This window comes from Enterococcus sp. DIV0724b, from assembly GCF_050531475.1.
GTDB classification, from domain to species: Bacteria; Bacillota; Bacilli; order Lactobacillales; family Enterococcaceae; genus Enterococcus_L; species Enterococcus_L haemoperoxidus.
Genome location: NZ_CP172890.1, coordinates 2698642 through 2725189 on the forward strand (window position 1 = coordinate 2698642; position 26548 = coordinate 2725189).

32 protein-coding genes, 1 pseudogene and 1 other annotated feature (1 of these 34 cut by a window edge) are annotated in these 26548 nt (G+C 35.9%); of the genes and pseudogenes, 5 read left to right on the forward strand and 28 right to left on the reverse strand.

The features are described from left to right. Window positions 1–118: 118 nt before the first annotated feature. The 6 genes from mraY to IGJ02_RS12480 all read right to left on the reverse strand — a co-directional run bounded on the left by mraY (window position 119) and on the right by IGJ02_RS12480 (window position 5480). Window positions 119–1084 (reverse strand): phospho-N-acetylmuramoyl-pentapeptide-transferase, encoded by a 966-nt coding sequence (mraY, locus tag IGJ02_RS12455; RefSeq protein ID WP_010762859.1) that lies wholly within the window; start codon window positions 1082–1084, stop codon window positions 119–121. Window positions 1085–1129: 45 nt separating this feature from the next. Then, window positions 1130–3004: a peptidoglycan D,D-transpeptidase FtsI family protein gene (locus IGJ02_RS12460; RefSeq protein WP_430602193.1), complete on the reverse strand. Its 1875-nt coding sequence runs from the start codon at window positions 3002–3004 to the stop codon at window positions 1130–1132. Next, window positions 3005–3406, reverse strand: coding sequence for a cell division protein FtsL (gene ftsL / locus IGJ02_RS12465; protein ID WP_010762857.1), 402 nt, complete (start codon window positions 3404–3406; stop codon window positions 3005–3007). Between the two features lie 16 nt (window positions 3407–3422). Beyond that, window positions 3423–4382, reverse strand: coding sequence for a 16S rRNA (cytosine(1402)-N(4))-methyltransferase RsmH (gene rsmH, locus IGJ02_RS12470; RefSeq protein WP_010762856.1), 960 nt, complete (start codon window positions 4380–4382; stop codon window positions 3423–3425). Window positions 4383–4395: 13 nt separating this feature from the next. Further along, the gene (gene mraZ / locus IGJ02_RS12475; protein ID WP_010762855.1) at window positions 4396–4827 is read right to left on the reverse strand and encodes a division/cell wall cluster transcriptional repressor MraZ; all 432 of its coding nucleotides are present in this window, start codon (window positions 4825–4827) and stop codon (window positions 4396–4398) included. 281 nt (window positions 4828–5108) lie between these two features. After that, a complete protein-coding gene (locus tag IGJ02_RS12480) occupies window positions 5109–5480 on the reverse strand; it encodes a DUF3397 domain-containing protein (RefSeq protein ID WP_010762854.1) in 372 nt (123 codons plus the stop codon). A 185-nt stretch (window positions 5481–5665) separates the two neighbouring features. Here IGJ02_RS12480 and IGJ02_RS12485 point away from each other — a divergent pair, with 185 nt between their 5' ends. Together IGJ02_RS12485 and IGJ02_RS12490 are read left to right on the forward strand one after the other, a co-directional pair. Then, window positions 5666–6622: a magnesium transporter CorA family protein gene (locus IGJ02_RS12485; protein ID WP_430602194.1), complete on the forward strand. Its 957-nt coding sequence runs from the start codon at window positions 5666–5668 to the stop codon at window positions 6620–6622. Between the two features lie 71 nt (window positions 6623–6693). Further along, window positions 6694–6807 carry a DUF4044 domain-containing protein gene (locus IGJ02_RS12490; RefSeq protein WP_071865902.1) on the forward strand — a complete coding sequence of 38 codons (114 nt, stop codon included), beginning with the start codon at window positions 6694–6696 and terminating at the stop codon, window positions 6805–6807. Between the two features lie 220 nt (window positions 6808–7027). Here the strand turns inward: IGJ02_RS12490 and recN are convergent, their stop codons facing one another. The 10 genes from recN to IGJ02_RS12540 form a co-directional block, all read right to left on the reverse strand. Next, window positions 7028–8719, reverse strand: a complete 1692-nt coding sequence (gene recN, locus IGJ02_RS12495; protein ID WP_010762851.1) for a DNA repair protein RecN — start codon at window positions 8717–8719, stop codon at window positions 7028–7030. 17 nt (window positions 8720–8736) lie between these two features. Continuing rightward, window positions 8737–9186 (reverse strand): arginine repressor, encoded by a 450-nt coding sequence (locus tag IGJ02_RS12500; protein ID WP_010762850.1) that lies wholly within the window; start codon window positions 9184–9186, stop codon window positions 8737–8739. Between the two features lie 242 nt (window positions 9187–9428). Further along, on the reverse strand, window positions 9429–10244 hold the full coding sequence (locus IGJ02_RS12505) for a TlyA family RNA methyltransferase (protein WP_430602196.1): 816 nt from the start codon (window positions 10242–10244) through the stop codon (window positions 9429–9431). A 13-nt stretch (window positions 10245–10257) separates the two neighbouring features. Next, the gene (locus IGJ02_RS12510; protein ID WP_430602198.1) at window positions 10258–11148 is read right to left on the reverse strand and encodes a polyprenyl synthetase family protein; all 891 of its coding nucleotides are present in this window, start codon (window positions 11146–11148) and stop codon (window positions 10258–10260) included. Further along, window positions 11148–11387: an exodeoxyribonuclease VII small subunit gene (locus IGJ02_RS12515; RefSeq protein WP_069646248.1), complete on the reverse strand. Its 240-nt coding sequence runs from the start codon at window positions 11385–11387 to the stop codon at window positions 11148–11150. Before IGJ02_RS12515 ends, IGJ02_RS12510 begins: the two co-directional genes overlap by 1 nt. A 4-nt stretch (window positions 11388–11391) precedes the next feature. After that, window positions 11392–12735 carry an exodeoxyribonuclease VII large subunit gene (gene xseA, locus IGJ02_RS12520; protein ID WP_430602199.1) on the reverse strand — a complete coding sequence of 448 codons (1344 nt, stop codon included), beginning with the start codon at window positions 12733–12735 and terminating at the stop codon, window positions 11392–11394. Window positions 12736–12744: 9 nt separating this feature from the next. After that, complete coding sequence (locus IGJ02_RS12525; protein WP_430602201.1) at window positions 12745–13590, reverse strand: bifunctional methylenetetrahydrofolate dehydrogenase/methenyltetrahydrofolate cyclohydrolase; 846 nt, start codon at window positions 13588–13590, stop codon at window positions 12745–12747. Between the two features lie 109 nt (window positions 13591–13699). Further along, window positions 13700–14149 (reverse strand): transcription antitermination factor NusB, encoded by a 450-nt coding sequence (gene nusB, locus IGJ02_RS12530; protein ID WP_010762844.1) that lies wholly within the window; start codon window positions 14147–14149, stop codon window positions 13700–13702. Continuing rightward, window positions 14142–14567: an Asp23/Gls24 family envelope stress response protein gene (locus IGJ02_RS12535; RefSeq protein WP_010762843.1), complete on the reverse strand. Its 426-nt coding sequence runs from the start codon at window positions 14565–14567 to the stop codon at window positions 14142–14144. Before IGJ02_RS12535 ends, nusB begins: the two co-directional genes overlap by 8 nt. Window positions 14568–14961: 394 nt before the next feature. Further along, a complete protein-coding gene (locus IGJ02_RS12540; protein WP_430602202.1) occupies window positions 14962–16026 on the reverse strand; it encodes a M24 family metallopeptidase in 1065 nt (354 codons plus the stop codon). 174 nt (window positions 16027–16200) lie between these two features. Between IGJ02_RS12540 and IGJ02_RS12545 the strand changes: the two genes are divergently transcribed. Continuing rightward, on the forward strand, window positions 16201–17010 hold the full coding sequence (locus IGJ02_RS12545) for a metallophosphoesterase (protein WP_430602203.1): 810 nt from the start codon (window positions 16201–16203) through the stop codon (window positions 17008–17010). Window positions 17011–17080: 70 nt separating this feature from the next. On the opposite strand, the gene IGJ02_RS12550 is transcribed toward IGJ02_RS12545, so the two are convergent. The 3 genes from IGJ02_RS12550 to IGJ02_RS12560 form a co-directional block, all read right to left on the reverse strand. Then, on the reverse strand, window positions 17081–17227 hold the full coding sequence (locus IGJ02_RS12550) for a hypothetical protein (protein ID WP_010762840.1): 147 nt from the start codon (window positions 17225–17227) through the stop codon (window positions 17081–17083). A 193-nt stretch (window positions 17228–17420) separates the two neighbouring features. After that, window positions 17421–17825 (reverse strand): pyridoxamine 5'-phosphate oxidase family protein, encoded by a 405-nt coding sequence (locus tag IGJ02_RS12555; RefSeq protein ID WP_010762839.1) that lies wholly within the window; start codon window positions 17823–17825, stop codon window positions 17421–17423. Window positions 17826–18023: 198 nt separating this feature from the next. After that, on the reverse strand, window positions 18024–18491 hold the full coding sequence (locus IGJ02_RS12560; protein ID WP_430602204.1) for a DUF2798 domain-containing protein: 468 nt from the start codon (window positions 18489–18491) through the stop codon (window positions 18024–18026). Window positions 18492–18704: 213 nt separating this feature from the next. Here IGJ02_RS12560 and IGJ02_RS12565 point away from each other — a divergent pair, with 213 nt between their 5' ends. Further along, window positions 18705–18959 (forward strand): hypothetical protein, encoded by a 255-nt coding sequence (locus IGJ02_RS12565; RefSeq protein ID WP_430602205.1) that lies wholly within the window; start codon window positions 18705–18707, stop codon window positions 18957–18959. Between the two features lie 35 nt (window positions 18960–18994). On the opposite strand, the gene IGJ02_RS12570 is transcribed toward IGJ02_RS12565, so the two are convergent. The 6 genes and pseudogenes from IGJ02_RS12570 to IGJ02_RS12595 all read right to left on the reverse strand — a co-directional run. Beyond that, window positions 18995–20704: an IS1182 family transposase gene (locus IGJ02_RS12570; protein ID WP_430602206.1), complete on the reverse strand. Its 1710-nt coding sequence runs from the start codon at window positions 20702–20704 to the stop codon at window positions 18995–18997. 351 nt (window positions 20705–21055) lie between these two features. Beyond that, window positions 21056–21613 carry a lytic exoenzyme target recognition domain-containing protein gene (locus IGJ02_RS12575; protein WP_430602208.1) on the reverse strand — a complete coding sequence of 186 codons (558 nt, stop codon included), beginning with the start codon at window positions 21611–21613 and terminating at the stop codon, window positions 21056–21058. Between the two features lie 184 nt (window positions 21614–21797). Beyond that, complete coding sequence (locus IGJ02_RS12580; protein ID WP_430602210.1) at window positions 21798–21920, reverse strand: hypothetical protein; 123 nt, start codon at window positions 21918–21920, stop codon at window positions 21798–21800. A 60-nt stretch (window positions 21921–21980) separates the two neighbouring features. Then, entirely contained in the window at window positions 21981–22628 is a 648-nt protein-coding gene (locus IGJ02_RS12585; RefSeq protein ID WP_430602211.1) for a hypothetical protein, read from the reverse strand. A gap of 347 nt (window positions 22629–22975) precedes the next feature. After that, window positions 22976–23887: an N-acetylmuramoyl-L-alanine amidase gene (locus tag IGJ02_RS12590; protein ID WP_430602212.1), complete on the reverse strand. Its 912-nt coding sequence runs from the start codon at window positions 23885–23887 to the stop codon at window positions 22976–22978. A 60-nt stretch (window positions 23888–23947) separates the two neighbouring features. After that, window positions 23948–24106, reverse strand: a pseudogene (locus IGJ02_RS12595) (phage holin family protein); the annotation flags it as partial. A 102-nt stretch (window positions 24107–24208) separates the two neighbouring features. Here IGJ02_RS12595 and IGJ02_RS12600 point away from each other — a divergent pair. After that, entirely contained in the window at window positions 24209–25381 is a 1173-nt protein-coding gene (locus IGJ02_RS12600) for a tyrosine-type recombinase/integrase (RefSeq protein WP_430602213.1), read from the forward strand. Between the two features lie 97 nt (window positions 25382–25478). Here the strand turns inward: IGJ02_RS12600 and rpmA are convergent, their stop codons facing one another. The 3 genes from rpmA to rplU are packed head-to-tail and all read right to left on the reverse strand — an operon-like array spanning window position 25479 to window position 26466. Continuing rightward, window positions 25479–25766, reverse strand: a complete 288-nt coding sequence (rpmA, locus tag IGJ02_RS12605) for a 50S ribosomal protein L27 (RefSeq protein ID WP_010762831.1) — start codon at window positions 25764–25766, stop codon at window positions 25479–25481. Between the two features lie 12 nt (window positions 25767–25778). Then, a complete protein-coding gene (locus IGJ02_RS12610; protein WP_010762830.1) occupies window positions 25779–26123 on the reverse strand; it encodes a ribosomal-processing cysteine protease Prp in 345 nt (114 codons plus the stop codon). 34 nt (window positions 26124–26157) lie between these two features. Further along, the gene (gene rplU / locus IGJ02_RS12615) at window positions 26158–26466 is read right to left on the reverse strand and encodes a 50S ribosomal protein L21 (RefSeq protein WP_010762829.1); all 309 of its coding nucleotides are present in this window, start codon (window positions 26464–26466) and stop codon (window positions 26158–26160) included. Window positions 26467–26485: 19 nt separating this feature from the next. Continuing rightward, window positions 26486–26548, reverse strand: a sequence feature (ribosomal protein L21 leader region); it runs 15 nt beyond the window's last position.

A 26548-nucleotide genomic window follows, 5' to 3' on the forward strand; every position in this document is an offset into this window, starting at 1 on the left:
ATTAGTTTTGTAGAAAGTTAGAAATCTGAAATTGGAACGCTTTTTGTTCCGGTTAAAGACTATCTACCTTGCTAAAGTCTGCTTCTTAAGGTCAGATGTCGTCAATGTTCTACTTTCTTTACAGTACGATCCATAGTGTAATAGCTGAACAGACAGCGCCCGTTAACCAAAAAACAATATCGATTTTCCATTCAGACCAGCCACACATTTCGAAATGATGATGAATCGGCGACATTTTAAAAATTCGTTTCCCAAATAATTTAAATGAGGTAACTTGTAAAATAACACTAGCCGTTTCACAAACATAAACAAGACCAATCAATAATAACGTCCACTCTTGACGTAATATAATAGAAATGGCTGCTAACAACCCACCTAAGGCAAGTGAGCCAACATCTCCCATAAAGATTTTAGCTGGCTTTCTATTATAAGGAAAGAACCCTAATAATCCACCAATCACACTTAAACATATGATCACTACATCGAATTGTTGCTGTTTCCAAGCAATGATCGCATAGGTAGCAAATGAGATCGTACCCAAACCGGCAACAAGTCCATCAATACCATCCGTCAAATTCACAGCATTTGAAAATCCAACTAACCAAAAAATGACAAACACACCATAGAAAATACCTAATGGTAATGTAACAACACCAAATAAATCTAATGTATCTGGTAATCCTTCAGAACGATAAACAAAATAAAAAACCAAACCACCAATAATTTGTCCAATCAATTTTTGACGGGAATTTAACCCCATATTTCTTTTCTTAAATACTTTGATAAAATCATCTAAAAACCCTAATAGCCCATAAAGAACTAAAATAAACAAAATAATAAGTAAAGAAGGAGTGAGTTCTTGTTTCCATAATCCCACTAATAACGACGTAATAAAACTTGCAACTAGAAAAACCAACCCGCCCATCGTTGGCGTACCCGTTTTTACGTTATGCCAAGTTGGACCATCTTCACGTGTTGTTTGACCTTGTTTTTTCATTTGGAAATAGCCGATAAACATTGGCATCACTGCTACTGTTATTGCAAAACTACATACTATGGGAATAAAAATTTGTGTCCACTCCATGATATCTCTCCTAATTATTCAACTCGTATTGATTTACTTTTTCATTTATTTGGCAGGTTCTACTGTTGCATTTGACTCGCTATCCATTGAATCCATTACTACTTGCATCAAAGGATTAGCAATTTTAGCAAGCGCTTCTCTTGTATACGTTTGAGGTTTTTTCATTGTAAGATATAAAATATATTCTGGATTGTCTGCTGGAACCATCTCCACAACTGAATAGGTGTAATCGGTCAAACCAGCCATGTAACCATTATCTCCAGTAATCTGTGCAGTACCTGTTTTAGCGGCTATATGATAACCTGGTATTTTATACACATCATAAGCAATACCATAATTTGGATCCTCTACCGTGTCTATCATATAGGTACGAATATCACTCGCTGCTTGAGGTGTTATAACAGGTTGACCCACTTTTTCTGGTTGTGTTACTTTTTCTTCACCCGTACCTTTATCAACAATTTTACTGATATATTGCGGTTTCAGCATAGAGCCATCATTGGCTATCGCTGTGTAAGCTTGCATCATTTGAAAATTTGTAACAGAGATTGCTTGACCAAATGAAGACATCGCTTGGTCGACCCAGTTATCGCCGGGAAGTTCTCCTGATGATTCACCTACTAACCCTGAATTCGTTGATTTACCAAATCCGAATTTCTCCAGATACTCTTTCCATTTGTCTCCACCCATCATTTGCTCTAGCGTAAGCATGCCTACATTACTAGACCAAGAAATAGCCTGACGGAATGTTAGTGGCCCCACTGCACCGAAATCATGATCATTTACAGTTCTATCATCTAGTTTATAACCCCCAGCAGGATAAGCAAACGTTGCGTTGGGATTAAATTTACCTTCTTGCATTGCAGCCGCAGCAGTGAAAAGCTTCATAGTAGAACCTGGTTCAAATTTATCTTCTACTAATATATTACGCCAAACCGTATCTTTGCCTAAACCTTCTTTTGTTTCAGGGTTAAACGACGGACGTTGTGACATCGCAAGTATCTCACCTGTTTTGGCCTTCATAAGCATAGCTGTCATATCTTCTGGCTTAAATTCTTCAACAACTGGATCTAGTAATACCTCTAAACGACTTTGAATTCGACTGTCTAGAGTTGTATAAATATCTTTACCATCTATTGCTTCTTTTTTACTAGCAACAGTTCCCGGTAATGGATTTCCGTATACGTCTTTTTCGTATTCGATTTTGCCATCTTGCCCTTTTAAGATATCGTTGTATGATTCTTCCAAGCCCATTTTCCCTACTAAACCTTTTGAATCATCTTCAGCATCAACTGAATCTGTATAACCAATAAAGTGGGAAGCAAAGACGCCATTTGGATAAATCCGAGCTGGATGTCCTTCAAAATAGAGTCCTGCTAGTTTATTCTGTTTCAATTCATCTTCAATTTTTTGTCTGGTTTCCAAAGTAATGTTTTTCCCTTTAATACCAAATTCAACTTGAAACTTCACAGAACCATCTTCATTCACACCGCTATTTAAATATTTTAGGACTTCATCTTTAGTAAGCTCTGTATTTCTATCCAATATTTCTGCTAAAGCTTGAAAATCCTTTTTCTGTGCATACAGCTTTTTATTTTCCTCACCTAGATAAGATTCAGATAAAATCGCATAAACAGAATATGAAGTAGCATCTTCTGCAATTACTTCACCGTTTCTATCTAAAATCGCACCCCTTTTTGCTTTAACAACTTTGCTGCCTTGATAGAGATTTGCAGTTTTTTCTGGTAACGAAACGCCAGCGACTTTCCCTACAGCTACGATGTAGGTTAATCTAAAGGCAAATAAAAAGAACAATCCAATACTCGTAGCAAATAAAATAATGCCTACTTTTTTACGATTGTTCATTGGATTTAAGTTCTTCTTTTTGACAAAATTCTTTATTTTATTTTTTATGCTCATTTATTTCACTTTCCTTATATTATCAAGGTTATCTGAAAGGCCTTTGTTCTTTGCAACTTCCTTGATTCTGTCGGCTTTTGATAATTCATTTTTTTGTTGTTCCAATTTTAAAGCAGACTCTTCTTTTTCTTGGATCGTTGCTTGCGTTTCAGTGATTCTATTTGTCATTTGTGTAATAGAAGTACGTACTTGAATGGTGAGAATTGCTATTCCAATAATCGCTACTAACAATAAAAAGCCGATTGTCTTTTCTAAAAGTGAGATATTTCTCAACTTCCTTTTTGGAGATTGGGGTAGGTCTATATTTTTTTGAACTTTAGGTTCATGTTCAGGACCTATGACTGGTTCATCCATCATTGGAATATCGTATTGGAAATCATCCACTTTTTTTAACTCAGCCATGTCGTTACCCCTTTCTTTATAAGATTAATTTAACTTTTTCGGCAATTCTTAGTTTAGCACTTCGTGAGCGATTATTCTCAGCCAATTCAGTCTCACCTGGTAAAATCGGCTTTCTAGTAATTACTTTTAATTCTGGTTGAAACTCTTCTGGAACTATAGGTAATCCAGGAGGTAAATCCTGCATTGTGCTATATTCTTTAAACATGCTTTTCACGATTCGATCTTCTAAAGAATGAAAAGTGATCACACTAATCCGACCATTTATATTCAATAAGGAAATAGCCTGTTCTAAAGATTCTTCAACAACACCTAGTTCATCATTGACCGCAATTCGAATTGCTTGAAAAATTCGTTTTGCAGGATGTCCACCTTTACGCCTTGCTGGCGCTGGAATTGCTGATTTAATAATTTCTACTAGTTCTCCAGTTGTCTCGATTGGTTCTTTTGCCCGAACTCGTTCGATTTCTCTCGCAACTTGTTTAGAAAATTTCTCTTCACCATAACGAAAGAAAATCTTCACTAATTCATGATAACTGTAATTATTCACGACCTCGTATGCAGACAATTCTGCCTCTTGATCCATTCGCATGTCTAATGGTGCATCTTGGTGATAACTAAAACCACGCTCTGCTTCATCTAACTGAGGTGAAGAAACACCTAAGTCATATAAAATACCATCGACATGATAAACTTCATGATTGGCTAATTCTTGTTTTAAATGTCGAAAATTCGACTTGATAAAGGTTACCATCCCTTTATCAACATATTTTTTTAATCGTTGAGCTGCAAAATCCAATGCTTTTTGATCTTGATCGAACGCGTATAAATGACCTCGTTCATTTAGTTGTGAGAGTAGGTACTCACTATGACCTGCGCCTCCCAATGTGCAATCGACATAAATGCCGTCTTCTTTCACATGTAAGCCGTCAACTGTCTCTTTTAGTAAAACAGTGTAGTGTTGAAAATCCTCTGTCATGATGCTCCTCTTTCTAAAAACCAAAATCAATCATTGTTTCTGCAATTTCATCAAAATTCTCTTCAGCTTCGGTAGAAAATTCTTGCCAACGTGCTTCATCCCAAATCTCAATTCGATTTGAAACACCGATGATTACACAAGCTTTTTCTAAACTACCATGCGTTCTAAGTGCAGCAGGGATATTGATTCTACCTTGCTTATCGATTTCACATTCTGTGGCAGCCGAGTAAAAAAAGCGGACAAATGTACGGGCATCCTTTTTCGCTAGAGGCATTTCTTTTAGTTTTTCCTCTAGTTGTTCCCATTCGGACATTGGATAACCAAATAAACAGCCATCCATTCCTCTAGTTACCACAAACTTCTCACCTAATTGGTCGCGAAATTTAGCTGGTACGATGAGTCGGCCTTTGGCATCTATATTATGTTGAAATTCACCCATAAACATAGCCAATTTTCCCCACTTTTCCACTTGATAGAAACAGTCTACCACATCCCGCCACTTTCTACCACCAAAAACAATAAATCTTCCTTCTTTTAATGGTTATTTAAAAAGTTTGTAATATTTTAATGTACGAGATTTTTTTCAAAAAAACGGTACCAACACCTATATAATTGACTTTATAAGGAATTTTCTTTATTAATTATATGTTGAAACTCTCATAAAAATATTACAAACAAAAATGGTGGGGAGTAGTGGGGGAATTACTGCCCACCACCATTTCATTTTTATGAAAAATAATGGATGATATTCAATAAAATAAGAACTGCATATAGCATTAGGCTCAAAAGAAATACTAACCGCCAAAACATCTTAAAATATCTGCCATAAAGGATTTCGCCATAATAGTATGCTTGAAAGACCGCTACACAAATACCAAGTAGTAAAACTGAGATAACCATGTAAGGCACTATTGATTGTCCATAACTGTCTTTGGACAATTCATTTAATCCTATGAATAAAAATGGGATTGAGATATCTGGTGCTTTTACTTTAAAACGTTCTGTCAACGAAAATGTTGAAATAATAAAATTGCACGCAAATAAAACAATTAATGGAAAAACATACCAAAATAGCATAATGACTGAAAACGACACCATTTCCTAACAATTCCTTTCGTAACACACTGTGTTAACTATACTTTATTTTCTTTACATTGATGTTTCATTTCGTTTAAAAGTTCGTGCCTAAATAATACCAATTTATAAGGGCTTTCTTTCCCCAAAAACACTTCAACTCTATTATAATAGAAATAGAGTAGCACTATAAAAAAAGAGGTGACATTTTGATTAATTACTTAAAGATAGAAAATAGTCAGTTGATTCCATCACAAACTGATACGGACGAGACGGTCTGGCTCGCTGTTGAGAAACCGAATGAAGAAGAAATCGACCAATTAGTCACAACCTATAAACTCCCTAAGGATTATATCACAGGTGTGCTTGATGATAACGAAAATTCTCGATTTGAAGGTTTGCATCAAAATACATTAGAGGAACCCGCACTGATGTTGCTTCAATATCCCCATGCAACAATTAGTCCTAGCGGGTACACTCAATTAGACACTTTTCCGTTTGCAATCATTTTAACAACAAATGGAAAAGTGATTACCGTTATCAATAATTCGGCAGATTTTTTAAAGCAAACCGTCACGAGTCCTGTCCCAGATAGTCAATTACCCATTCAGGAGACCCTGATTCTATATTTATCATGGCAAATATCGACCAGCTATAATCGTTTTTTAAAAGAATTGATCAATCAGACAAATAAACTTGAAGGTGAATTAAAAGTTTCAACAGAAAATAGTCAACTTTATCAAATGATGGATATTCAAAAAAGCCTAGTATATTTTGAATCCGCGATAAACTCTAATTTAGAAGTCTTAAATATGCTTTACAACGCCCGAATATTTACTGATCCCAGAGCACATTTACCACGGCTCCACGATATTCTAGTCGAAACAAAACAAGCAGCCACGACGACTAAGATCCAACTAAAACTTGTAGATAAAGTGAGCGATACTTTTTCAGCAATTGTTTCGAACAATCTGAATAACGTAATGAAGATTTTAACCTCCCTAACTATCGTTTTGACCATTCCAACGATTATCGGAGGAATCTTCGGTATGAATGTAAAATTACCGTTCGCCAATCGGGAAGATGCTTTTTTTTGGATCTTTGTTGTCACAACTGCAACATGTATTTTTGTGATTCGACGGCTAAAAAAACGAAACCTTTTGTAAAATTTCTAGTTGCTGATTTTAGTAAAACGATGTAAACTAGAGAAAGTAAAGAATAAGGATGTGTATAATCATTGAACGATAAAAAGACAAGTAGATTTTCTAAAGTCACTAAAATCGTTGTTTGGTTGATGCTGATTGCCATTGCTGGCTCAACAATATTGACTGCAATAATGAGTTTAGGATAATCAACTAAATAAACAGTAAATGGGAAGAGAAATTGATGGTTGACATCGTTTTTCTTCCCATTTTTTTATAACTTTCAAATACGAATAATCCTTTGAACCTAGACGAGACAAAATTGTTTAGATGCGAAGGCCATCAACTCTTAGAAGCTGATGGTCTTCAAAATGACGTGTAGTCTGCTTTTTTCGCTATTTAACCGGATTTAGATCCTAATTTACTTCGTTAGCTTCTTCGTTCATTTCCTGCCATATTCAATAATTCCTTTGCATGTTCAGTTGTTAGCTTCGTAATTTCGCTACCTGAAAGCATGCGCGCAATTTCTGCTACTCGTTCATCTTGTTTCAATCTTCTGACCTTCGTTTCTGTCCGCTCACCAATAATTTCTTTTTCAATAAAATATTGATAATCTGCCACGGCAGCAACTTGGGGAAGGTGAGTAATACATAGCACTTGCGAGTTTTCAGAAATCTGATAAATTTTATCTGCAATTGCTTGTGCCACTCGGCCACTAACGCCTGTATCAACCTCATCAAAAACAATACTTGTAATGCCTTGTGATTTAGAAAAAATTGTTTTTAATGCTAACATCACACGAGAAAGTTCTCCGCCAGAAGCAACTCTTACCAAGGGTTTTAATGGTTCTCCTGGATTTGTTGTGATGTAAAACTCAACTTGATCCAGTCCTTCTTCGTTGAACTGTTCTTCTGGTAATTCAGTAAAACGGATATCGAACACTGTTCGCTCCATGTACAATTCTTTTAGTTCTTTTAGAATATTTTTTTCTAGTTTTTTTGCAATTTTCTTCCTAACATCACGCAATTTCAAGCCATTTTCAATTACTTGATTTTTCTTTTCTACAAGTAATGACTCTAATTCACCCGTGCGGCCTTCTAGGAAATCAGCATCTGCCAATTCCTGTGTGATTTCCTGGTAATAATCAAGAATCGACTCAATCGATTCGCCATATTTTCTTTTCATTTGTCGAATAAGTTCAAGTCTAGTTTCTACTTCATTCAAACGATTTTCATCTAACTCCAAGCTATCAATATGCCGAGACAAATCTCCGCTGGCTTCTTGTAAAAGATAATAACTATTTTGAACCGCCTCAGATATCGCTTTGTATTCTGGGTCAAGCATCTCGATCGATAGCAATTCATTCATCGCATAACCAATCTTATCTAGACTGCTATCTCCATCTCCATTGACCGCTTCATAGCTTGCTGCCAATGCATCTGCGATTTTTTGAAAATTACCTAGCTTATTTCGTTCTTCGATCAATTGTTCTTCTTCACCTAAAACCAGTTCAGCTGCAGCGATTTCATCACTTTGAAATTGGAGCATGTCCATACGCTGAGCAAATTCTTTTTCGTTTTTTTGTCTGTTCCTGACTTTCTTTTCGATGAGACGGTATTCTGAATACGTTCCTTCATATTGCTCTTTTATCTTGAATAACTCTTTGCCGCCAAAGTCATCTAACATACCTAAATGTTTTTCACTTTGCATCAATTCTTGGTGTTCGTTTTGACCATGGATATCAACTAGAAATTCACCAACTTTACGTAAATTAGAGATGTTGATGATCCGACCATTCACTCGGCAAACATTCTTACCCGAGGTTGAAATATCACGTTGAATCACAATTGATTCATCATCTGTTTCGATCCCTAATTCTTCTAAAAGGTTCACTAGCTCTTGATTTTTTGGCATCGTGAAAAGACCTTCCAACGTGCATTTAGAAGCGCCTTGTCGAATATAGTCGCTTGATCCACGACCACCAGTCAGTAATCCCATTGCATCAATGATAATAGACTTCCCAGCACCTGTTTCACCTGTTAAAACTGTCATTCCCATCTGAAATTCTAATTGCAAAGAGGATATGATCGCAAAGTTCTTTACAGAAAGTTCTTGCAGCATTAATATTCACCTCGATTTTATAAATATCGGAAAAATTCATTCTTTAAAAATTCAGCATCTTTTTCGGTTCGTGCAATGATTAATACACCATCATCGTCGTTGATTGTGGCAAAGACAATTTCTTTATAGTGTTTTTCGATCAAGTTAGAAGCTGCCGCAGCGTTCCCTGGTATAGTACGCAAAATAACCTGTTTTTCCATTTGATCGACTGAAACAAATGCATCTTTCATCAATTTTTCTAGTTTTATAGATGTATCTTCCTTTGTCTCGGCCGGAACACTATAGCGGTAACCTCCATCTATTGAAGGAACTTTGATTAATTTCATTTCTTTAATATCACGGGAAATCGTTGCTTGAGTTACGTCAATTCCTTTTTCTTCTAAGTAAGTCACAAAGTCTTCTTGTTTTTGAATATTTTTATCTGCTAATAAACGAGTAATCAGGCGATGCCGATCTTTTTTTCTCATACTAATTTACTCCTTTTCCTAATGATCCGTCTTTCAAATTTCAATGATTCAGCACTTAGAATTAAAAAGCAGTGTCACCGTCTCTACCTCTTGAATAGAAACACTTTTATTCGATGCATTTCCATTTTATCATAGCGTATTTTTATTCATTTTGAAAGCATAAAAAAAAGACTGAAGAACGCTTAGCGCTTTCTTCAGTCTTCTTAATCACTATTCGCAATTTTAGAATCTGTTTTTACGAATTAACCTTTCAATTTCTTATGAGCCGCTTCAACTACTGCAGTAATCTCTGTTGAAAGATCTTCTGGCTCTGAATCTTCGCTAGAAGTCAAATAAGCTAAAAACTCAATATTGCCTTCTCCACCAGTAATAGGGGAATAATCCAACCCACTGATTACATAGCCATGTTTTTGAGCAAACGATAGAATATCGTTTAAAACCAACATATGCGTTTCAGGTTCCCGGACGATACCTTTTTTACCGACTAATTCCTTACCTGCTTCGAATTGAGGTTTAATTAATGCAACCACTTTACCACTTGGTTTCAATATTTTGTGAAGTGGCGGTAAAATCAATTTCAGTGAAATAAACGATACATCAATGGTCGCAATATCTGGTACACCTTCTTGAAAATCTTCTGGTTTACTATATCGAAAATTCGTTCGTTCCATCACAACTACTCGTTCATCTTGGCGAATTTTCCAAGCCAATTGATTATACCCAACATCTAATGCATAACTTAACCGAGCACCATTTTGTAAGGCCACATCAGTAAAACCTCCCGTTGAAGCCCCAATATCCAACATAGTCTTATCTGTCACGTCTATTTCAAAAACTTCTAATGCTTTTTCCAACTTTAAGCCGCCTCGAGAAACGTACGGCAATGTTTGGCCTTTTATTTGTAGTGGTGTTTCAATCATAATTTTCTCACCGGGTTTATCTAATCGCTCATTTTTATCGTTATAAACAAGCCCTGCCATCACTGCACGTTTGGCCTTTTCTCTTGTTTCAAATAACCCTTGATTAAACGCTAAAATATCGACGCGCTCTTTTTTCATAAGTGCCCTCTTTCTATCCTAACCGCAATTGTTCTAATAATTCTTGTAATAATTCTAAATGAAATTCCGAGCTGGTTTGTTTTATTGTAGCTAAAGTATCACTGCCAAGTGTTAATTGTTCTTCCAGCGCATTTTTAGCGCCCTCTAATCCAAGTAAACTTGGGTAAGTACTTTTGTTTAGGACTTCATCACGTCCAACTTGCTTGCCTAATTCTTCTTCAGAACTGGTTGCATCCAGTAAGTCATCTTTGATCTGGAAAGCTAACCCTAAATGTTTGGCAAAAATACCTAATAAATCAACAATTTCTTCTGGCTGCTCAGCTAAAATTCCACCAGCTAAAAGAGCAAACTCGATCAAAGCCCCAGTTTTCTTTTCATGAACATCCGCTAACTCAGCTAATGACAATGATTGTTTTTCCCCTTGTAGATCCCCAGCTTGCCCTGCAACCATGCCTTGTGTACCAGCTGCCTTGCTTAATAGCTGAATCAACAATATTTTTTGATCTGACTCGATTTGGCTGAGTGCTACTAGTTGAAACGCAGCGGTAAGCAATCCATCGCCTGCTAAAATTGCATGAGCTTCACCAAATACTTTGTGATTTGTTGGTTTGCCTCGGCGTAAATCATCATCATCCATCGCTGGTAGATCATCATGAATCAACGAATACGTATGAATCATTTCCAAAGCTGCTGCAACTTGATAATCATGCGTCTGCACATTTTTATTAAATGAACGAATCGCAGCTAACACTAAAAGCGGACGAAATCTTTTGCCCCCAGCATGAATCGAATACAACATTGCTTCTTTTAACTGGTCATTTGTAGTGTATTCCTTGATGAAATTTTCCATTTCTTTTTCAATAAGCGGTAAACTCTGCTTACGAAAATCATTGAAAGCTTCCATCAATTGTCCTCACTCTCTTCAAATGAGACTTCTTCATTATTTTCTGTCATGACTTTTGTCAGTGTCTTTTCAGCTTTTTCTAACGTATCTTGGCACTGCTTGCTTAAAACCATCCCTTCTTGAAAAGCGGCTAGCGCTTCTTCTAAAGGAACATCTCCACGCTCTAAACGTTGGACGATTTCTTCTAATTCAATTAATGATTCTTCAAATGTTTTTTCGACTGCTTTTTCTTTAGCCATCTTTTTACTCCTCTTCAGCCGGTGTTATTTTTTCAATCACCGTATCTACTATCCCATCCACATAGTGGATTTGAATTTTTTCTTTTGGTTGCAGTTCATTGACTGACTTGATCACTTGCTGTTCTTTCGTCGTGTAGCTATAGCCCCTGCCCATAATTTTTAACGGACTTAATAAATCCAGTTGTTGGACAGCAGAAGTAAATTGTTTTTCTTTATCTTTCATGTATTGTTCCATACGGTCATGAAGCGATTGGTTTAAATACTTGAGTTGCTGCTGTCCTTCTCTGATTTGTCCTTGGGGTGTTTGTTGTCTAAACTGGGCAATAATTTCTTGGGCTGTCCGTTGTTTTTGGTGATAAACAGTTTCCATCGATTGAATCAAGCGTTGTGTGATTCGATCTAATTTAATTGTTTGTCCTTCATATAAACGGTCTGGCTGCTTAAATACATATGAATTTCTTAAACGTTGATACCGTTCATTTTTTTGTTGTAATTGATAGAGAAAACTTTGCTCTAAGCGCGTTTGGCGATCTTTAACTTTTAGTAGTTCTTCATTCAGTACAGGAACGGCCAATTCTGCTGCGGCAGTTGGTGTTGCTGCTCTAACATCCGCTACCATATCGGCAATCGTTACATCTGTCTCATGTCCCACAGACGAAATAACTGGGGTATTTGCCTGATAAATCGCTCTTGCCACTCGTTCTTCATTAAACGGCCACAAATCCTCGATTGAACCACCACCACGACCAATGATCATTGTGTCAAAAGTTCCCAATTCTTCAATGCGCTGAATATTGCGGACAATATCGTCAGCAGCTTGATCTCCTTGGACTAACGTGGGGAATAACACAAGCTGTGCAATCGGATATCTTCGTTTGACTGTTGTAATGATGTCTCGGATAACCGCACCACTTGGACTTGTAACAACCGCAATTCGTTTAGGATATCTCGGCAACCTTTTTTTTGGTCCTTCAAACAAACCTTCTTTACCTAATTTCTCACGTAATTCCGCTAAAGCTTGATATAAAGCTCCAACGCCATCTGGTTCCATATGCTCTACATAAATTTGATAAGATCCGCCGCTCTCATACAATGAAATACGACCAACTAAAAGAACTTTCATCCCTTCTTTTGGTTGAAATTTCAGCTTCTGAAACGCCGATTTAAACATGATTGCGGAAATCTTCGCCCCATCATCTTTTAAACTAAAATACTGATGAGCATTAGGGCGCAGGCGAAAATTAGAAATTTCCCCAGTCAAATAAACCCGTTCCAAGTATGGATCAGCATCAAATTTACGTTTTAAATATTTTGTTAAGGCTGTAACTGTTAAATATTGCTGCTCCATCTTCTCACCTTACTTTTGTTTTTTTGCGGCCTCTACCGTTTGATACATCAACATCGTGATCGTCATTGGTCCAACGCCTTTGGGCACCGGTGTGATAAAGCTTGCAATAGGTGAGACTTCATCGAATTTCACATCACCGATCAATTTTCCATTTTCATCTCGATTCATGCCGACATCGATCACGACCGCACCTGGTTTTACAAATTCTTTTGTCACAAAATGACCACGGCCGATTGCGACAACTAAAATATCTGCTTCTCTCGCTACTGCTGGCAAATCAACGGTTCTTGAGTGCGCGATCGTAACTGTAGCATTTTTCATCATCATCAGTTGCGCCATTGGTTTCCCAACAATATTACTTCGCCCAATCACAACGGCTCTTTTGCCCTGTAAATCAATATTATAAGCTTCAAACATTTTCATGATGCCATATGGCGTACAAGGAATCATCGTTGGTTCCCCAATAAATAGGTGCCCCATATTCATTGGGTGGAAACCATCAACATCTTTTTTGGGATCAACAGCTAACAACACTTTTTCTTCATCGATGTGCTTAGGTAACGGCAACTGAACTAATATTCCGTGGTATTCTGGATCTTGATTGTAATGTGCGATCACAGCAAGTAACTCAGTCTCAGAAATCGTTTCAGGTAAACGTTCGATTTTTGAACGGATCCCGATTTTAGCAGCTGCTATGTCTTTATTTTTCACATAGGTCTGACTAGCTGGATTTTCACCAACTAATAAAACAACTAAACCTGGACGAATGCCTTTTTTCTCAAGTTCTTGCACTTCTTCTTTGATTTGCGCCTGCATTTTATCTGCTAGTTCGCGGCCGTTGATTAACTCTCCCATAAGCTCACTCCTCATTTTTGTCTGTATTGTTTTATTTTAGCATAATTTGTTGGGTCTTAACACTGATCATTTCTTATATTTTCTAAATGAAAAAAGATTCAAAGTATCTCTACTTTGAATCAATATCTTTCATCACATTCGCTAAAACACCGTTTACGAATTTTCTTGAACGGTCATCACTGTATTTTTTTGCCAACTCAATAGCTTCATCTAAAGCCACTGTGTTAGGGACATCCCCAACGTAAAGCATTTCAAAAATGGCCATGCGTAAAATAATCAAATCCATCTTAGCAATACGTGTGATCGACCAGTTGTTACCTAGATGCTTTTTGATAACCTCGTCAAGTTCAGCTTTTCGATCACAAACGCCGCCCACCAATAAATCTAAGTAAGTTGGGACAAATTCTTCCCCATCTTCACTAATGATTTCTTGATCATCTAACTCCAATGCATAAGAAATTGCATCTTGTTTTGTTAAGTCAACATTAAAATCTAAAGGAAACAACGCTTGAAGCGCCTTTTCACGAATCTCGTGACGAGTGAAACTTGGCTTACTCATTTTCTTCCTCATCTTCCGGGAATAATTCATCAAAATTTGGTTCAGGCAGTTTTTCAGGAACTACTGCTACTACGTGAATATTAACTTCCACTAAATCGATGTCTGTCATGAACAACACTTGCTGTTTTACACGATCTTGCATTTCTAAGGCTACTTTAGGTACTGAGATACCATAATTTAAGTAACAGTAAATGTCGACCTTAAGACCTTCTTCTTCAGCTCTTAAATAAACGCCTTTATCGTGAGCAGCACGGCCAAGAAATTCTGTTACATTATTAGCAAATGTTCCACGCATGCCGTAAACACCTTCTACTTTAGAAGCTGCAATACCAATAATGACTTCTATTACTTCTGGTGCGATAACAATTTCACCTAAAGAATCTTTTGTATTGATCACTAGATTTTTTTCTTCAGTCATTTTAATCCTCCTTATAATATAGGTAACAACGTTCCACTTCGCTGAACTTTGTACTTTTTTACATTAGGTAACGAATGGAAGCAATGTCCTTTCAGTCTCCTTGTACCAATCAATATCAACTCATAACTTCGTCGTATTTCTTGGCATGTTTCAAAGCAAAAGCGTAGCAGGCTCGTATTGTCTCAACAGGAAAATAGGAAAATCAGAGAATTCCATTTTTCGTCATAATTCAATTACCTATCTAAGTTTCCATTCCCTCATAGTTTATCATTAATCAGCTCGTTTCGCTACCAAAAAAACTATGAGAAATCAAGTCGAAAACAGTTTAATCAAAGAAAATAGTTTCCATTTAGAATATCTACTACTTCTTTTCTTACCAATGTTACAAATATTTTTATAAAATTATCAATTCCTTAGGTGAGTGTGTCAAAACACGGTTACCATCTTTAGTAATCAACAAATCATCTTCGATCCTAACGCCACCAAGACCAGGTAAATAAATTCCAGGCTCATCTGTGATCACATTCCCAGCAACAAATTGTTTATCTGCTCTAAAGGAAACATTTGGTCCTTCATGGATTTCTAAGCCAATACCATGACCTGTGCTATGTCCAAAGGCCTCGCCATATCCATAGGAAGCAATATGATCACGAGCAATCGCATCTAATTGAATTCCAGTTAAACCAGGTTTTGCTTCATCTAATACTTTTAACTGCGCTTCTAAAACGATTTGATAAATATCTTTTAATTTACTATTCGGCTCGCCAATCGCGAAGGTTCGAGTCATATCTGAAACGTACCCTTGATAGTAACAACCAAAATCTAGTGTAATCAAATCACCTTTTTCGATGATTTTTTCACTAGCAACACCATGCGGCATTGCCGAACGAAGACCACTTGCAACGATTGTTTCAAAAGACACGCTAGTCGCGCCCAAAGAACGCATGTAAAAATCTAATTGATTGGCAATTTCGATTTCGGTCATACCAGGTTTGATCACTGTTAAAATATGTTTGAACCCAAGATCAGCAATGCTGCAGGCTTTTTCAATGATCGCTATTTCTTCTTCGTCTTTAATTTCACGTAATTCTTCGATTAGACCTGCTACCGGAATTAGATCACAAGGTGTAATTTCTTCCAATAAACTATATTCCGCAAAACTGACAAAAGTTTCTTCAAACGCTAGATTAGGCAACTGTTCCTTTTCAGCGATTGCTACAACTTCATCATAGATCGGACCAGCATTTTGAATGATTTCAAAACCTTGCGCTTGCTCTGCAGCTTGTTCTGTATAACGAAAATCTGTGACAAAAAAAGCTTTATCTAAAGTAATCACTGCAAGTCCTGTTGTTCCAGTAAAATTTGTTAGATAACGTAAATTGTACGGACTCGTGATCAAAAAACCTGAGAGATCATTTTTTCTCATTAAATCTCTTAATTTATTTATTCTTACCATCATTTTTTTCATCCTTCTTTCAAAAATAATTTCTTCTCTATTATAGCAAATAATGATTTTGAAAAACACCGAAGAACTACAACCTCTAAATTATTCTAAAGTTTCTACGCTATACGCGATATTTTACCCTTTTTTAATCTCTTTCCGTTATAGTGAGAGTCGAAAGTGAGGTCTCGAATGAAAAAAAGATACTTTTTTTACTTATTTTTATTAGCCATTATTGGTATAATTCTCTACGCTTTTTTTATAGAACCAAAAAGAATTGTTACCCATAACTATACAGTTGGAAACAACGATGGTCAAAAACCTGTCAAGGTCATCCAAATTTCGGATATACATATTCAAGAAAAATATCCAGCAGCGCAATTAGAAAAAATTGTTACAAAAGTCAATAACGAAAAACCCGACATCATTTTATTTACTGGGGATTTATTTGATAACTACGCCTTATATGGTCCTGCCGAGGAAGTGACGCAAGCTTTAAGTCGTTTAAGTGCTCCTCTAGGCAAATATGCTGTTTGGGGAAACCATGATTATGGTGGAGCTGCGGCCCATGTTTATCCAGAAATCCTCGAAGCAGCTGATTTTCAACTATTAGAAAATTCTGGCACTAACGTTTCATTACCTAATGGAAAATCGCTTTATATCGCTGGATTGGATGATTCATTACTGGGAAACTCTTCTGTCAATGATGCCCTTGCCGATCGACAAAGTGAGTACACTATATTACTAAGTCACGAACCGGATAAAGCAGATTCAGCGCTTGATCAAAATGTTCAGCTGATATTATCTGGCCACAGTCATGGAGGACAAGTTAAACTACCTTTCCTAACGATCAAAAATGTGATGGCGGAAAAATATTTTGAAGGTTTTTACAACTTAGCAAATGATACAACGTTATACGTCAACACAGGATTAGGCACAACAAAAATTCCAGCACGTTTTAGAGTGCCTCCGGAAATCGCTGTTTTTGATATTTACGTTTAAAGCGCCACTACAAACGAGTACCCCGAAATAATTACATTTCGGGGTACTCGTTTCCTGTTAGTTTATTAATTTAGCCAAGTTCTTTAACTCGACCGCCAATCTTATCGGCAAATTTTTTTGCATAATTTTTAGTTTGAAAGATTCGAACACACCGTTTATCTCTTGTACGTTGTCCGTCTTTACCAATATACCCATGTAATACTTTTACAGCGTACATCACCATTCCCCCTTTCTTTTTGAAATTTGATGATAACTAACTATACTCAAAATAACTTAACTCAAACATAAGTTTTTTTGAATAAATGATGAAGAATGATTAAGAAAAAATAAAAGAGAGGTTATGACATAACTCTATGAGTCATATCAAAACCTCCCTTTTCTAGTAATTATTTAGATATACAACAGAATTACTAGACAATAATGTCTTTTGTTTTTTTATCCATATGAATCCTAGCAGTCCAAGTCTCAAAGTTCACCAAAACAGGTTCTGAGTGATTCAATTCTTTTTGGTAAGTTGATAGTTTGGGTTCGATTACGTCAAGTGATTCAATTTGTTCAACTGTAAACTTCCCTTTTAAAAGCAGACTTTCATGTTCAATCTCCTCATAACAACAAACAGAACCATTGGGATTACATCGAATATTTTTAACGGTTTCTCCATTAGCATCCAAATAAAACTGTAGCTTCAACAAGCCTTCTCTCCATAACGGTTCTGAAACAGTAATAACCGTTGGGAAATCACGTTTATCAATTGTTGAAATCAAAAATACTGTACTTGAATTTAATAACCTGACAATTCGCTCATGTATTTCCATTATTGAAGGCCTCCCTGTTAATCAATATTCTATTAATTATAACAATTTTATATCAATTTTGGAAAGCTAGACCCCTTTGGAACGGGATTTCTCTTATATAATAGAAAATAGAGCGTAAGACAAAAACTCAAAATACGTTTTTGTCTTACGCTCTACATTTATACAAATGCTTTTGTGTAAGTATTTCGTTTTGCTTTTTTAATCATTCGTTTCTTTTAACCAGTTACTTTGCCGACTCATACTTAAGATCATTCTACAGAGTGGACCTACTAGCAATAACTGTAGCGGCAAAGCCATAATAAGGTTTTTAGCGAATGCATCAACATAATAACGCAAGAAATTTTCTGTAAAACCAAACTGCATAAAAACACCATACATTGACATAAAAAAGACCATTCCTAAAACCATACAGCTAGAAACTGCAATGATCAGCTGAATTTTCTTCTCTTTATTGACAGGCAAAGAAAAGACAATTTTTTTAGCTGGCGATGAAACTACTAAGACATCAAATATAAACGCTACGATAAATCCTGGCACTAGTCCACCGAATAAATTACTTAATGAAAATTGTCCGTGTAGTAAGAGATTATAGGCACTCATTGAAATCACCATAGAAAAACAGACAATTGTTGTAAAAAATATTCCTTCTTTTTTGTTTTGTGGCATAAAACACTCTCCTTTAATTTTTTAAAGCAGAGTTTATGCTATCATATAAAAAAAATTCTCGTAAGTTAAATTTTTTTAATTGTTTTATAATGATATCTGAACGTTCTAAAATAATTTTTGAAAATTAGACATTCAATAAATTGAAAGTAAATATGGACATTTTATTTCAGCTATTTTGTGATAAAATAAGGTTAAAATGATTGGAGAATAAAAATGATGTTTTTAGGTTTTACATTTATTAACGATATGCGTTTACAACAAGGGCTTATTATGGAAATATTATTGATTGCTATTTTAATTTTAGTATTGTTTTCAATTTTTGGCAGTAAATCAAAAAAAACTACTTATAGTTGGGACAAGAAAAAAGGAGCAAGTATTTTCCCGCTAACACTATCATTGATTTTAGTTGTGATTTTGATGGTCTATGTCTTTATTTCAATGTTTAATGGTTCTGTTATAACTTTTTGATTTTTTATGCAAGCCCTGATTGTAGGGCTTTTTAGTTACTCTGTAATCAATTGTATGTTTGTACCAAAAAAAGAGTCTGGGACAATAGTCCTTCTAAAAAAGAAAACTAGCCTGATTTTGATGATTAGTGTCAAAATCAGACTAGTTTTCTTCTTTTTACGTGCTTTCTTTTCCATATAGTTCCCTAATTTTCTTAAATTTAAGGCCATTAACGCTAGCCCAATATCAATCTTCGCTCCTTGTTTTCCACGCAAATGGAAACGATGGAACGCCAATTGAGCTTTTAGATGACCAAACACTGGTTCGACATCGATTTTCCGTTTTCGGTAAATCGAACCTGTTTTTTCATCTAAAAGCTTCTTTTTACAGTCTGATTTGAAATAACGCCATGAATTGTTGACCTGAATTTGCCGATTTCGATTGCTCTTGGCTTTCGTACATTGACTACGGATTGGACACCCCCGACAGTCTTCACATTCATAGACTTTGAAATCTCGTACAAACCCACCTTTATCTTTTCGTCGGCTATATCTTTTGAAACTAACTGGACGTTTCGCTGGACAACTATATTCATCTTGCTCTTCAAGATAGAGCCAGTTTTCAACGTTAAATGGATTTTCTTTGTATTTCTTTTTACTTTCTTTGTGGTAACTGCCGTACGTAATCAAAGGAGTTTTATGCAGAATATCGTTGATATACATATAATTTTCTTCACTACCGTACCCAGCATCGGCCACAATATATTCTGGTAGTTCTTTATGTTGCGCTAAAAAGCTGTCTAAGAATGGATTTAAGGGTTTTGTGTCGGTTGGATTTGGAAAGAGATCATAGGCTAGGACATACTGATTTTCTGTAGCGATTTGTAAGTTATAGCCTGGTTTCAACTGTCCATTACGCATGTAATCGTCTTTCATCCGTATAAATGTAGCGTCTGTATCCGTTTTTGAAAAGCTGTTGCGGTCTTGAAACAGTTGATTGTAGCGTTCGTACTTTTGTTTTCTTGGTAGATAATCTGCTTGCACTCTTCGGAGATATTTTTTGTACGTTCTTCTTTTTCTCTTTAATTGGCTTTGTTTTTCTTTGCGCTTTTCATGTGTTAATTGTGCTTCTGTTTCATGGAGTTCTGCTTCTAAATGATGAGCGACTTCTTCTAATTGGTCGCTTGTCAATCCATCGGATTGACGTTCTTCTTTTAAATAGGGCAGGATCTCTTCTTGATAAAGAGCTTGATAGAAGGCTTCGGATTTTTCGTCTAAAGTCCGCTCGTACCGAGTGGTCGCTTTCCGCCAAACAAAGCTGAATTTATTGGCATCGGCTTCTATTTTTGTACCATCGATAAAAATGGCTTCGTTGTCGATGACTCGATTCGTAATCAACTGACGACGAAATAAGACAAAGGCTTCAGCTAAAAGTTGAGCGGTTGTCTCGTGGCTTCTAAACCGGTTGATTGTGCGGTAGCTGATTTGTTCGTGGTTGGCTAACCAGCGCATACGATAGCTATCATCTAGTAGAAATTCAATTTTCCTTCCAGAAAAAACACGTTGTGTATAGGCATAAAGAATAATTTTCAACATCATTCTGGGGTGATAAGCCGGACGTCCGAGTTGTTGTTCTATTTGATCGAAAAGCTTTTGAGGGATTGCTTCTACTAAGGCGTTGACCGCAAAAGCGACATCGGTTTCAGGAATATATTTTTCCATATCTAATGGTAAAGTTGTTTGATTGATGGTATAATTTTTAAACATAAAAGCATGCTCCTTTTTGGTTGGGTTTCGTCACTTTAATCTTACAAGGTTGTGTGCTTTTTGTGTACCCTAAAATCAAAAAAATGGGGCAATAATCAGATTTTTTCTGATTATTGTCCCACTCTCCATTAAGTTCAAAATTATTGAGCTACTGGGTATAACCCGAGAGCTATCAATCCAATAAGAATTAACGTGTTTCTTCTATTATATGCAACTTTTTTCGTATTTTTCAATATGAATGGAAATGAATAGATATGAACGTATTCAAGGTCAATTTCAAGGTCAAAAAATTAGGCGTTGCGAGATGATATAAGTTACTGATAATCAGTAGCTTTTTTATTTACATAAAAATTAACGATACACCAAATCATTTAAATTCCAAGCGTTTAACCAATAATATATCGGACGCCCTTTATCATAACTTAAAAATCTTCGCCAATAATATCCACCATCATAGGTGCCTACACCAGTATCTCTAATTGGTGATCCAACAAAGCAATATACCCTGTCTTGACCAGTCCAAACTACTGCTGAAGCAGGAATTCCATTATCATACCAATTAAATTTTACTCGTGCTAAATAGTTAGTGCGAAACTGATATAATCCATAGATAGTTCTAGCTTCATCAACATAATAAAATTCTGGTCTTCCACTCCGTTTAGTGTACAAAGGGCTAGTTGATTCTACTGGTTGTTCTGTCGTTATTTTGTCTAAAGGGAATCTAGTTTTAGATAAATCACCATCCCTTTTTAATATTTCAAGGGCTTCTTTATTAGACTTTGGATCAGGTACAAAATCTTTATAGTCACTATTATATGCAACCGCGGCTGCATCAATACTACCAAAAGAAACACCACCTAAAACTGATAAACCAACAAAACATGCTACACCAAAAAACATTTTTTTCATAATAAACATCTCCTTTCTCATTATAATTCAATATTACCACAATGTTATTTTTTTACAACATATATATAGAATTATATTGATTAAACTTTTCTTTACACAAAAATACCGACCGGTTAGGGTCGGATAAGGAAATTTTAGTTAAAACTAATCTTTGAAAACTATTTACAGACAACTCGATAGGTTACTAGTTTTTTTGCTTTTTTGATAAATCGATATTTTTGTGTAGCTCTTTAGCAACTTGTTTATTCACCTTATCATTTTCTTGTTTTAATTCTTCTAAAGTTTTTTCTAATAATTTTTCGACCATTATTATTCCCTCCCAATAATAAAGTACATACTTAATAGTATACTGTTTTTTTTGATAATATCAATTATTCTTTTCCATTTGATTCATAATCGTCATTTTTTTTGATTCTATCTCTTCTGATTCTTTCTCTAGAACTTCTAATTTTTCTTTATTTGTCCATCTTGCATAAACCTGGGTCAGATATTTGTACGGAGCTTCATTCAATAAATCTTCATAAACATTCTTATTATTGTCTACAAAACCGATAATAATTTTGCTTAGTGGATAATAAATCATATCCTCATCTGCTAGCCCTGCACAGATATTTAAACAAACATGCTCAAGTTGATTAAATATATAGCCTGCTCCACAATCTTTTTTAACTAATAACAAAATCATTTGCTGCTTTTCGATACTTTCATTACGTAAACTTTCAATTCCTGACAATTCCTTATTCGACTTTCGTATATATTCGTCAATTTGGGGAATTAAATCATTCGCAAAAAATTCTAGTATCTCGATAGCCTTCTCTTTTTGCTTATATTGTACATTGCTTTTTTTATCTTTTTGATCGTCTATCATCTTTTTTTGTTCAGATTTTAACTGCTTAACTGATACAAATATAGCAATTATACCTATTATCGCAACTAGAAAACTGAAAAACTCAGAGATATTCTTTAAATCATTATAAAAATCCGATGAAACTATTTTGTGTATTTTTTCAATCATTTCTCCCCTCCTCACAAATTAATAATACCAATAGTAAGAATAAATATCTATAGTTTTTCAGAAATATAGTTTGAATTTTATTTTAAACTAAGCCTTATCGTTGAGAATATCTAAAATCTCCCAAATTGCTCCCTAAATTAGTACCATATTATCTATGTCCATCTGAAGAAAAATTATAATCTCCTCACCAATCTCGATATGAACCGAATTCGCTTAACAAAAAAATCCCACCTCAAAAGAGATGGGAAAAGGAGTGGTACAAATATAGCGTACCTAGTTATAGGGTAATTTAATAGTAATTCCTGCAATTAACTATTTCAAAAGATGCGCTCATGTTTTTTAATAATTTAATTAAAAAATCCTCTACCCCACGTTGTATCGATCCGTCCATCATCTGGGCCAACTGCAACATAGCGACGTGTACCGCCATAATCAATGTAACTTATCCAAACGTAATTAGCAGATTGTACATAACTATCATATACAATTACTTCGTACGGATCGTACCAAGCCAGTGGTGCACTCTCAACTGTAGTATCTATAGACACAGGCAAACTTTGATTTGTTGTAAATACTCCTGACATTGCAATACGCTGTCCTGTTTGAGGTTTTGTTGGTGCTGGTTTAGCCGGCTCTTTCGGTTTAGTTGGATTGGTTGCTCCATTTTCTGTCTTACCGTTAATTAAATCATGTTGTAATTGAGCTTTACTAACGCCCCAACTCGCTAGATAACTATAAGGATCAGTATGATCGCCCCACCAATTTTGAGTAACCCACAAGTGAGTTTTGATTCCATAAGGTGTGCTATCATCCAAATCAAATGTAAATCCAGCTTGTTTAGCTAAATCACGAGTAAGATTGACGTATGACGCATAATCCTTTTTAAAAGTGGCTGCGTTATTTGTACGTGCTAACTCAATTTGGGCATGAGCTTTACTGTTACCAGTAGCTCCAGCTCCATATTGATAGTAGCCATTAGGCGCTAACTGTTTTACACGTCCACCTGATCCGACAAAGTATGACACATAAGCGTTTTGCCAATTACGCTTCATAAAACTAACTTCACGATCCAAACTATCAGCACCAACATTGCTAGGGTTGCCAGCTTCGTGTAATACGATAATTTCGTTACTTGCATATCCTGGATGGTAACTAAAATTAATTGGATCTTGCTCAATAGTGTAGGCACTCGCACTCACTGGCAACAACAACCCTGTAACAACAATCAATGACAATAAAAACTTACTAAATTTCTTCATTTTAAAACCTCTTTCATAATTTTTTATATAAAAAATAGCCCTCTTCGTGAGGACTATGATCTATTTATCTTTTTTAATTTTTTGGATAAAATCTTCAAACAGTTCTGTTCCAATCCCCATTTTTTGGTAGTTTTCAAAAATAGATTTAATTTCCATTAATAGATATCCAATATATAGGACATAGACCAAACCAACGCCAGCGCCTCCTGGTACTAGCGGTGGAGACACCATGCCAATTATGCCAGGTATGACATTAAGAGTTAAATAAATACATCCCTATCCATCTCGCAACGCCTGTAAAGATGGAAGGAAGAATAAAACATGGCAACATTTAGACAATATACAAAAAAAGATGGGTCCAAGGCTTGGATGTTTAAAGCATACCTTGGTACCGATCCATCTACCGGAAAACAGGTACAAACAACTAGACGTAATTTTGAAACGAAAAAGATAGCTCAAAAGAAACTGAATGAGTTGCTAGTTGATTATGAAAAGAACGGCTTAAAAAAGCAAAATATAACAACGTTTCAAGAGGTTTACGACCTTTGGTATACAAGTTATAAGAATACTGTCAAAGAATCGACCAGCATCGCCACAGAGCGTTACATGAAATTGCACATCTTACCAGTCTTTGGAAAGTCTAGAATAGATAAAATCACTCTTAAGCAGTGCCAAAAAGCGGTGAATGATTGGGCGGAAAAATTACAGGTATTTAAAGTAGTTTTGCAGTATGCGATTAAAGTCATGGACTACGCCATTAATTTAGAAATCATCGATAGCAATCCATTTAAAAAGGTGATCCGTCCCGTTAGAAAAGAAACTGCAGAACAAAAGAAGATTAAGTTTTATACTGCTGAAGAATTAGAAAGCGTTATGGTCTATCTTAAAACTAACGTGAATAAATATAAGGATGGCACATTGCTACAAAAGTTTTTCGCCGAATATGAATATACTTTGTATCGGCTACTAGCTTTTACTGGTTTGAGGGGCGGAGAAGCTGCGGCTTTAACGTGGGATGATATAGACTTCACAGAACAGACGCTAAATGTTAGCAAAACCCTATCTAAAACAAGAGAAGGCTTCGCTGTTTCAACACCTAAAACTAAAAGCTCTAACCGAAATATCGGTGTCGATCCTAAAACGCTAAGAATTTTAAAACGTTGGCAATTAAGGCAAAAAGAATTCCTTTTTGCTAACCGTGTCAAGGGTTGCGATATTATCTTTGCGGATATAAACGGGACACACACCGAAAGACAATCCTTGTATCAGCGTTCTAGCCGTCTGGCTCAAAAAACAGGATTACCGAACATCGGGACACACGGCTTCCGGCACAGCCACGCTTCTATGCTATTTGAAGCTGGTGTATCGATGAAGGACGCACAAGAAAGGCTTGGTCATAGTTCAATTGAAATGACTATGGATATCTATACTCATGTAACCAAGAAATCTAAAGAGAAAACAGTTAAGCAACTAGCTAAGTTTGCAAGCTTTTAACTGTTCAAGGTCAATTTCAAGGTCAGTCAAAAATTAAAGAAAATAAAAAAAGCTCTATCCCTTACGTGACAAGGGATAGAGCAACTTTTTAAAATTATTATTGAGCTACTGGGTAAACAGACACTTGTTTTTTGTCACGGCCTTTACGTTCAAAACGTACTACACCGTCTACTTTAGCAAATAAAGTGTCATCTCCGCCAATACCTACGTTAGCACCTGGGTAAATTTTAGTTCCGCGTTGACGGTATAAAATTGATCCACCAGTTACTGTTTGTCCGTCAGCGCTTTTAGCGCCTAAGCGTTTAGATTCTGAATCACGTCCGTTGGAAGTAGAACCTCCACCTTTTTTGTGGGCGAATAATTGTAAATTCATGTTTAATAACATAGTCTGCACCTCCTATTTTTCATTTATGGTTTTGACTTGAATAAAATCAAGATTTTCTTGCTCGACTGCTTGTAGACCTAATAAAAGGTTTTCCAAGAGAATTTGGGCAATGTTAGTTTGTTCCTGATTAGCATTTGAAATCACTTCAACATAAAGGTAACCACCTTCATCTTCATTGGTTTCAACAATCGGTTCAAATCCAGCTAAAGCATCGATACCATTGACGGTACTGATCGTTAAAGCAGACACTGCTGCACAAACGATGTCACTGCCATATGGACCTGATTCAGCATGCCCCGAGACTTCAAATGAAACGATTTGGCCTGCGCCATTTCGTTTAAAAGAACTTTTAATCATTGATAGGCCTTCTTTCCTATGCAACTTAAAAGAATTATGCGTTGATTGCGTTGATTACAACTTTTGTATATGGTTGACGGTGACCTTGTTTGCGGTGAGTGTGTTTTTTAGGTTTGTATTTGAAAGTCACGACTTTCTTTTGTTTGCCGTGTTTTTCTACAGTTCCTTCGACAGTTGCACCTGCTACAGTTGGAGCTCCTACTTTTGTAGATTCGCCACCCACTAAGATAACTTCGTCAAAAACAACTTTTTCGCCAGCTTCTACGTCTAATTTTTCAACGTAAATTGCTTGACCTACCTCAACTTTTACTTGTTTACCACCAGTTTTGATAATTGCGTACATGCTATACAGCACCTCCTTCTTCTAGACTTAGACTCGCCATCCCAAGTGATGACTAGTGTCATGCTTAAAAACTTGTTCTGTG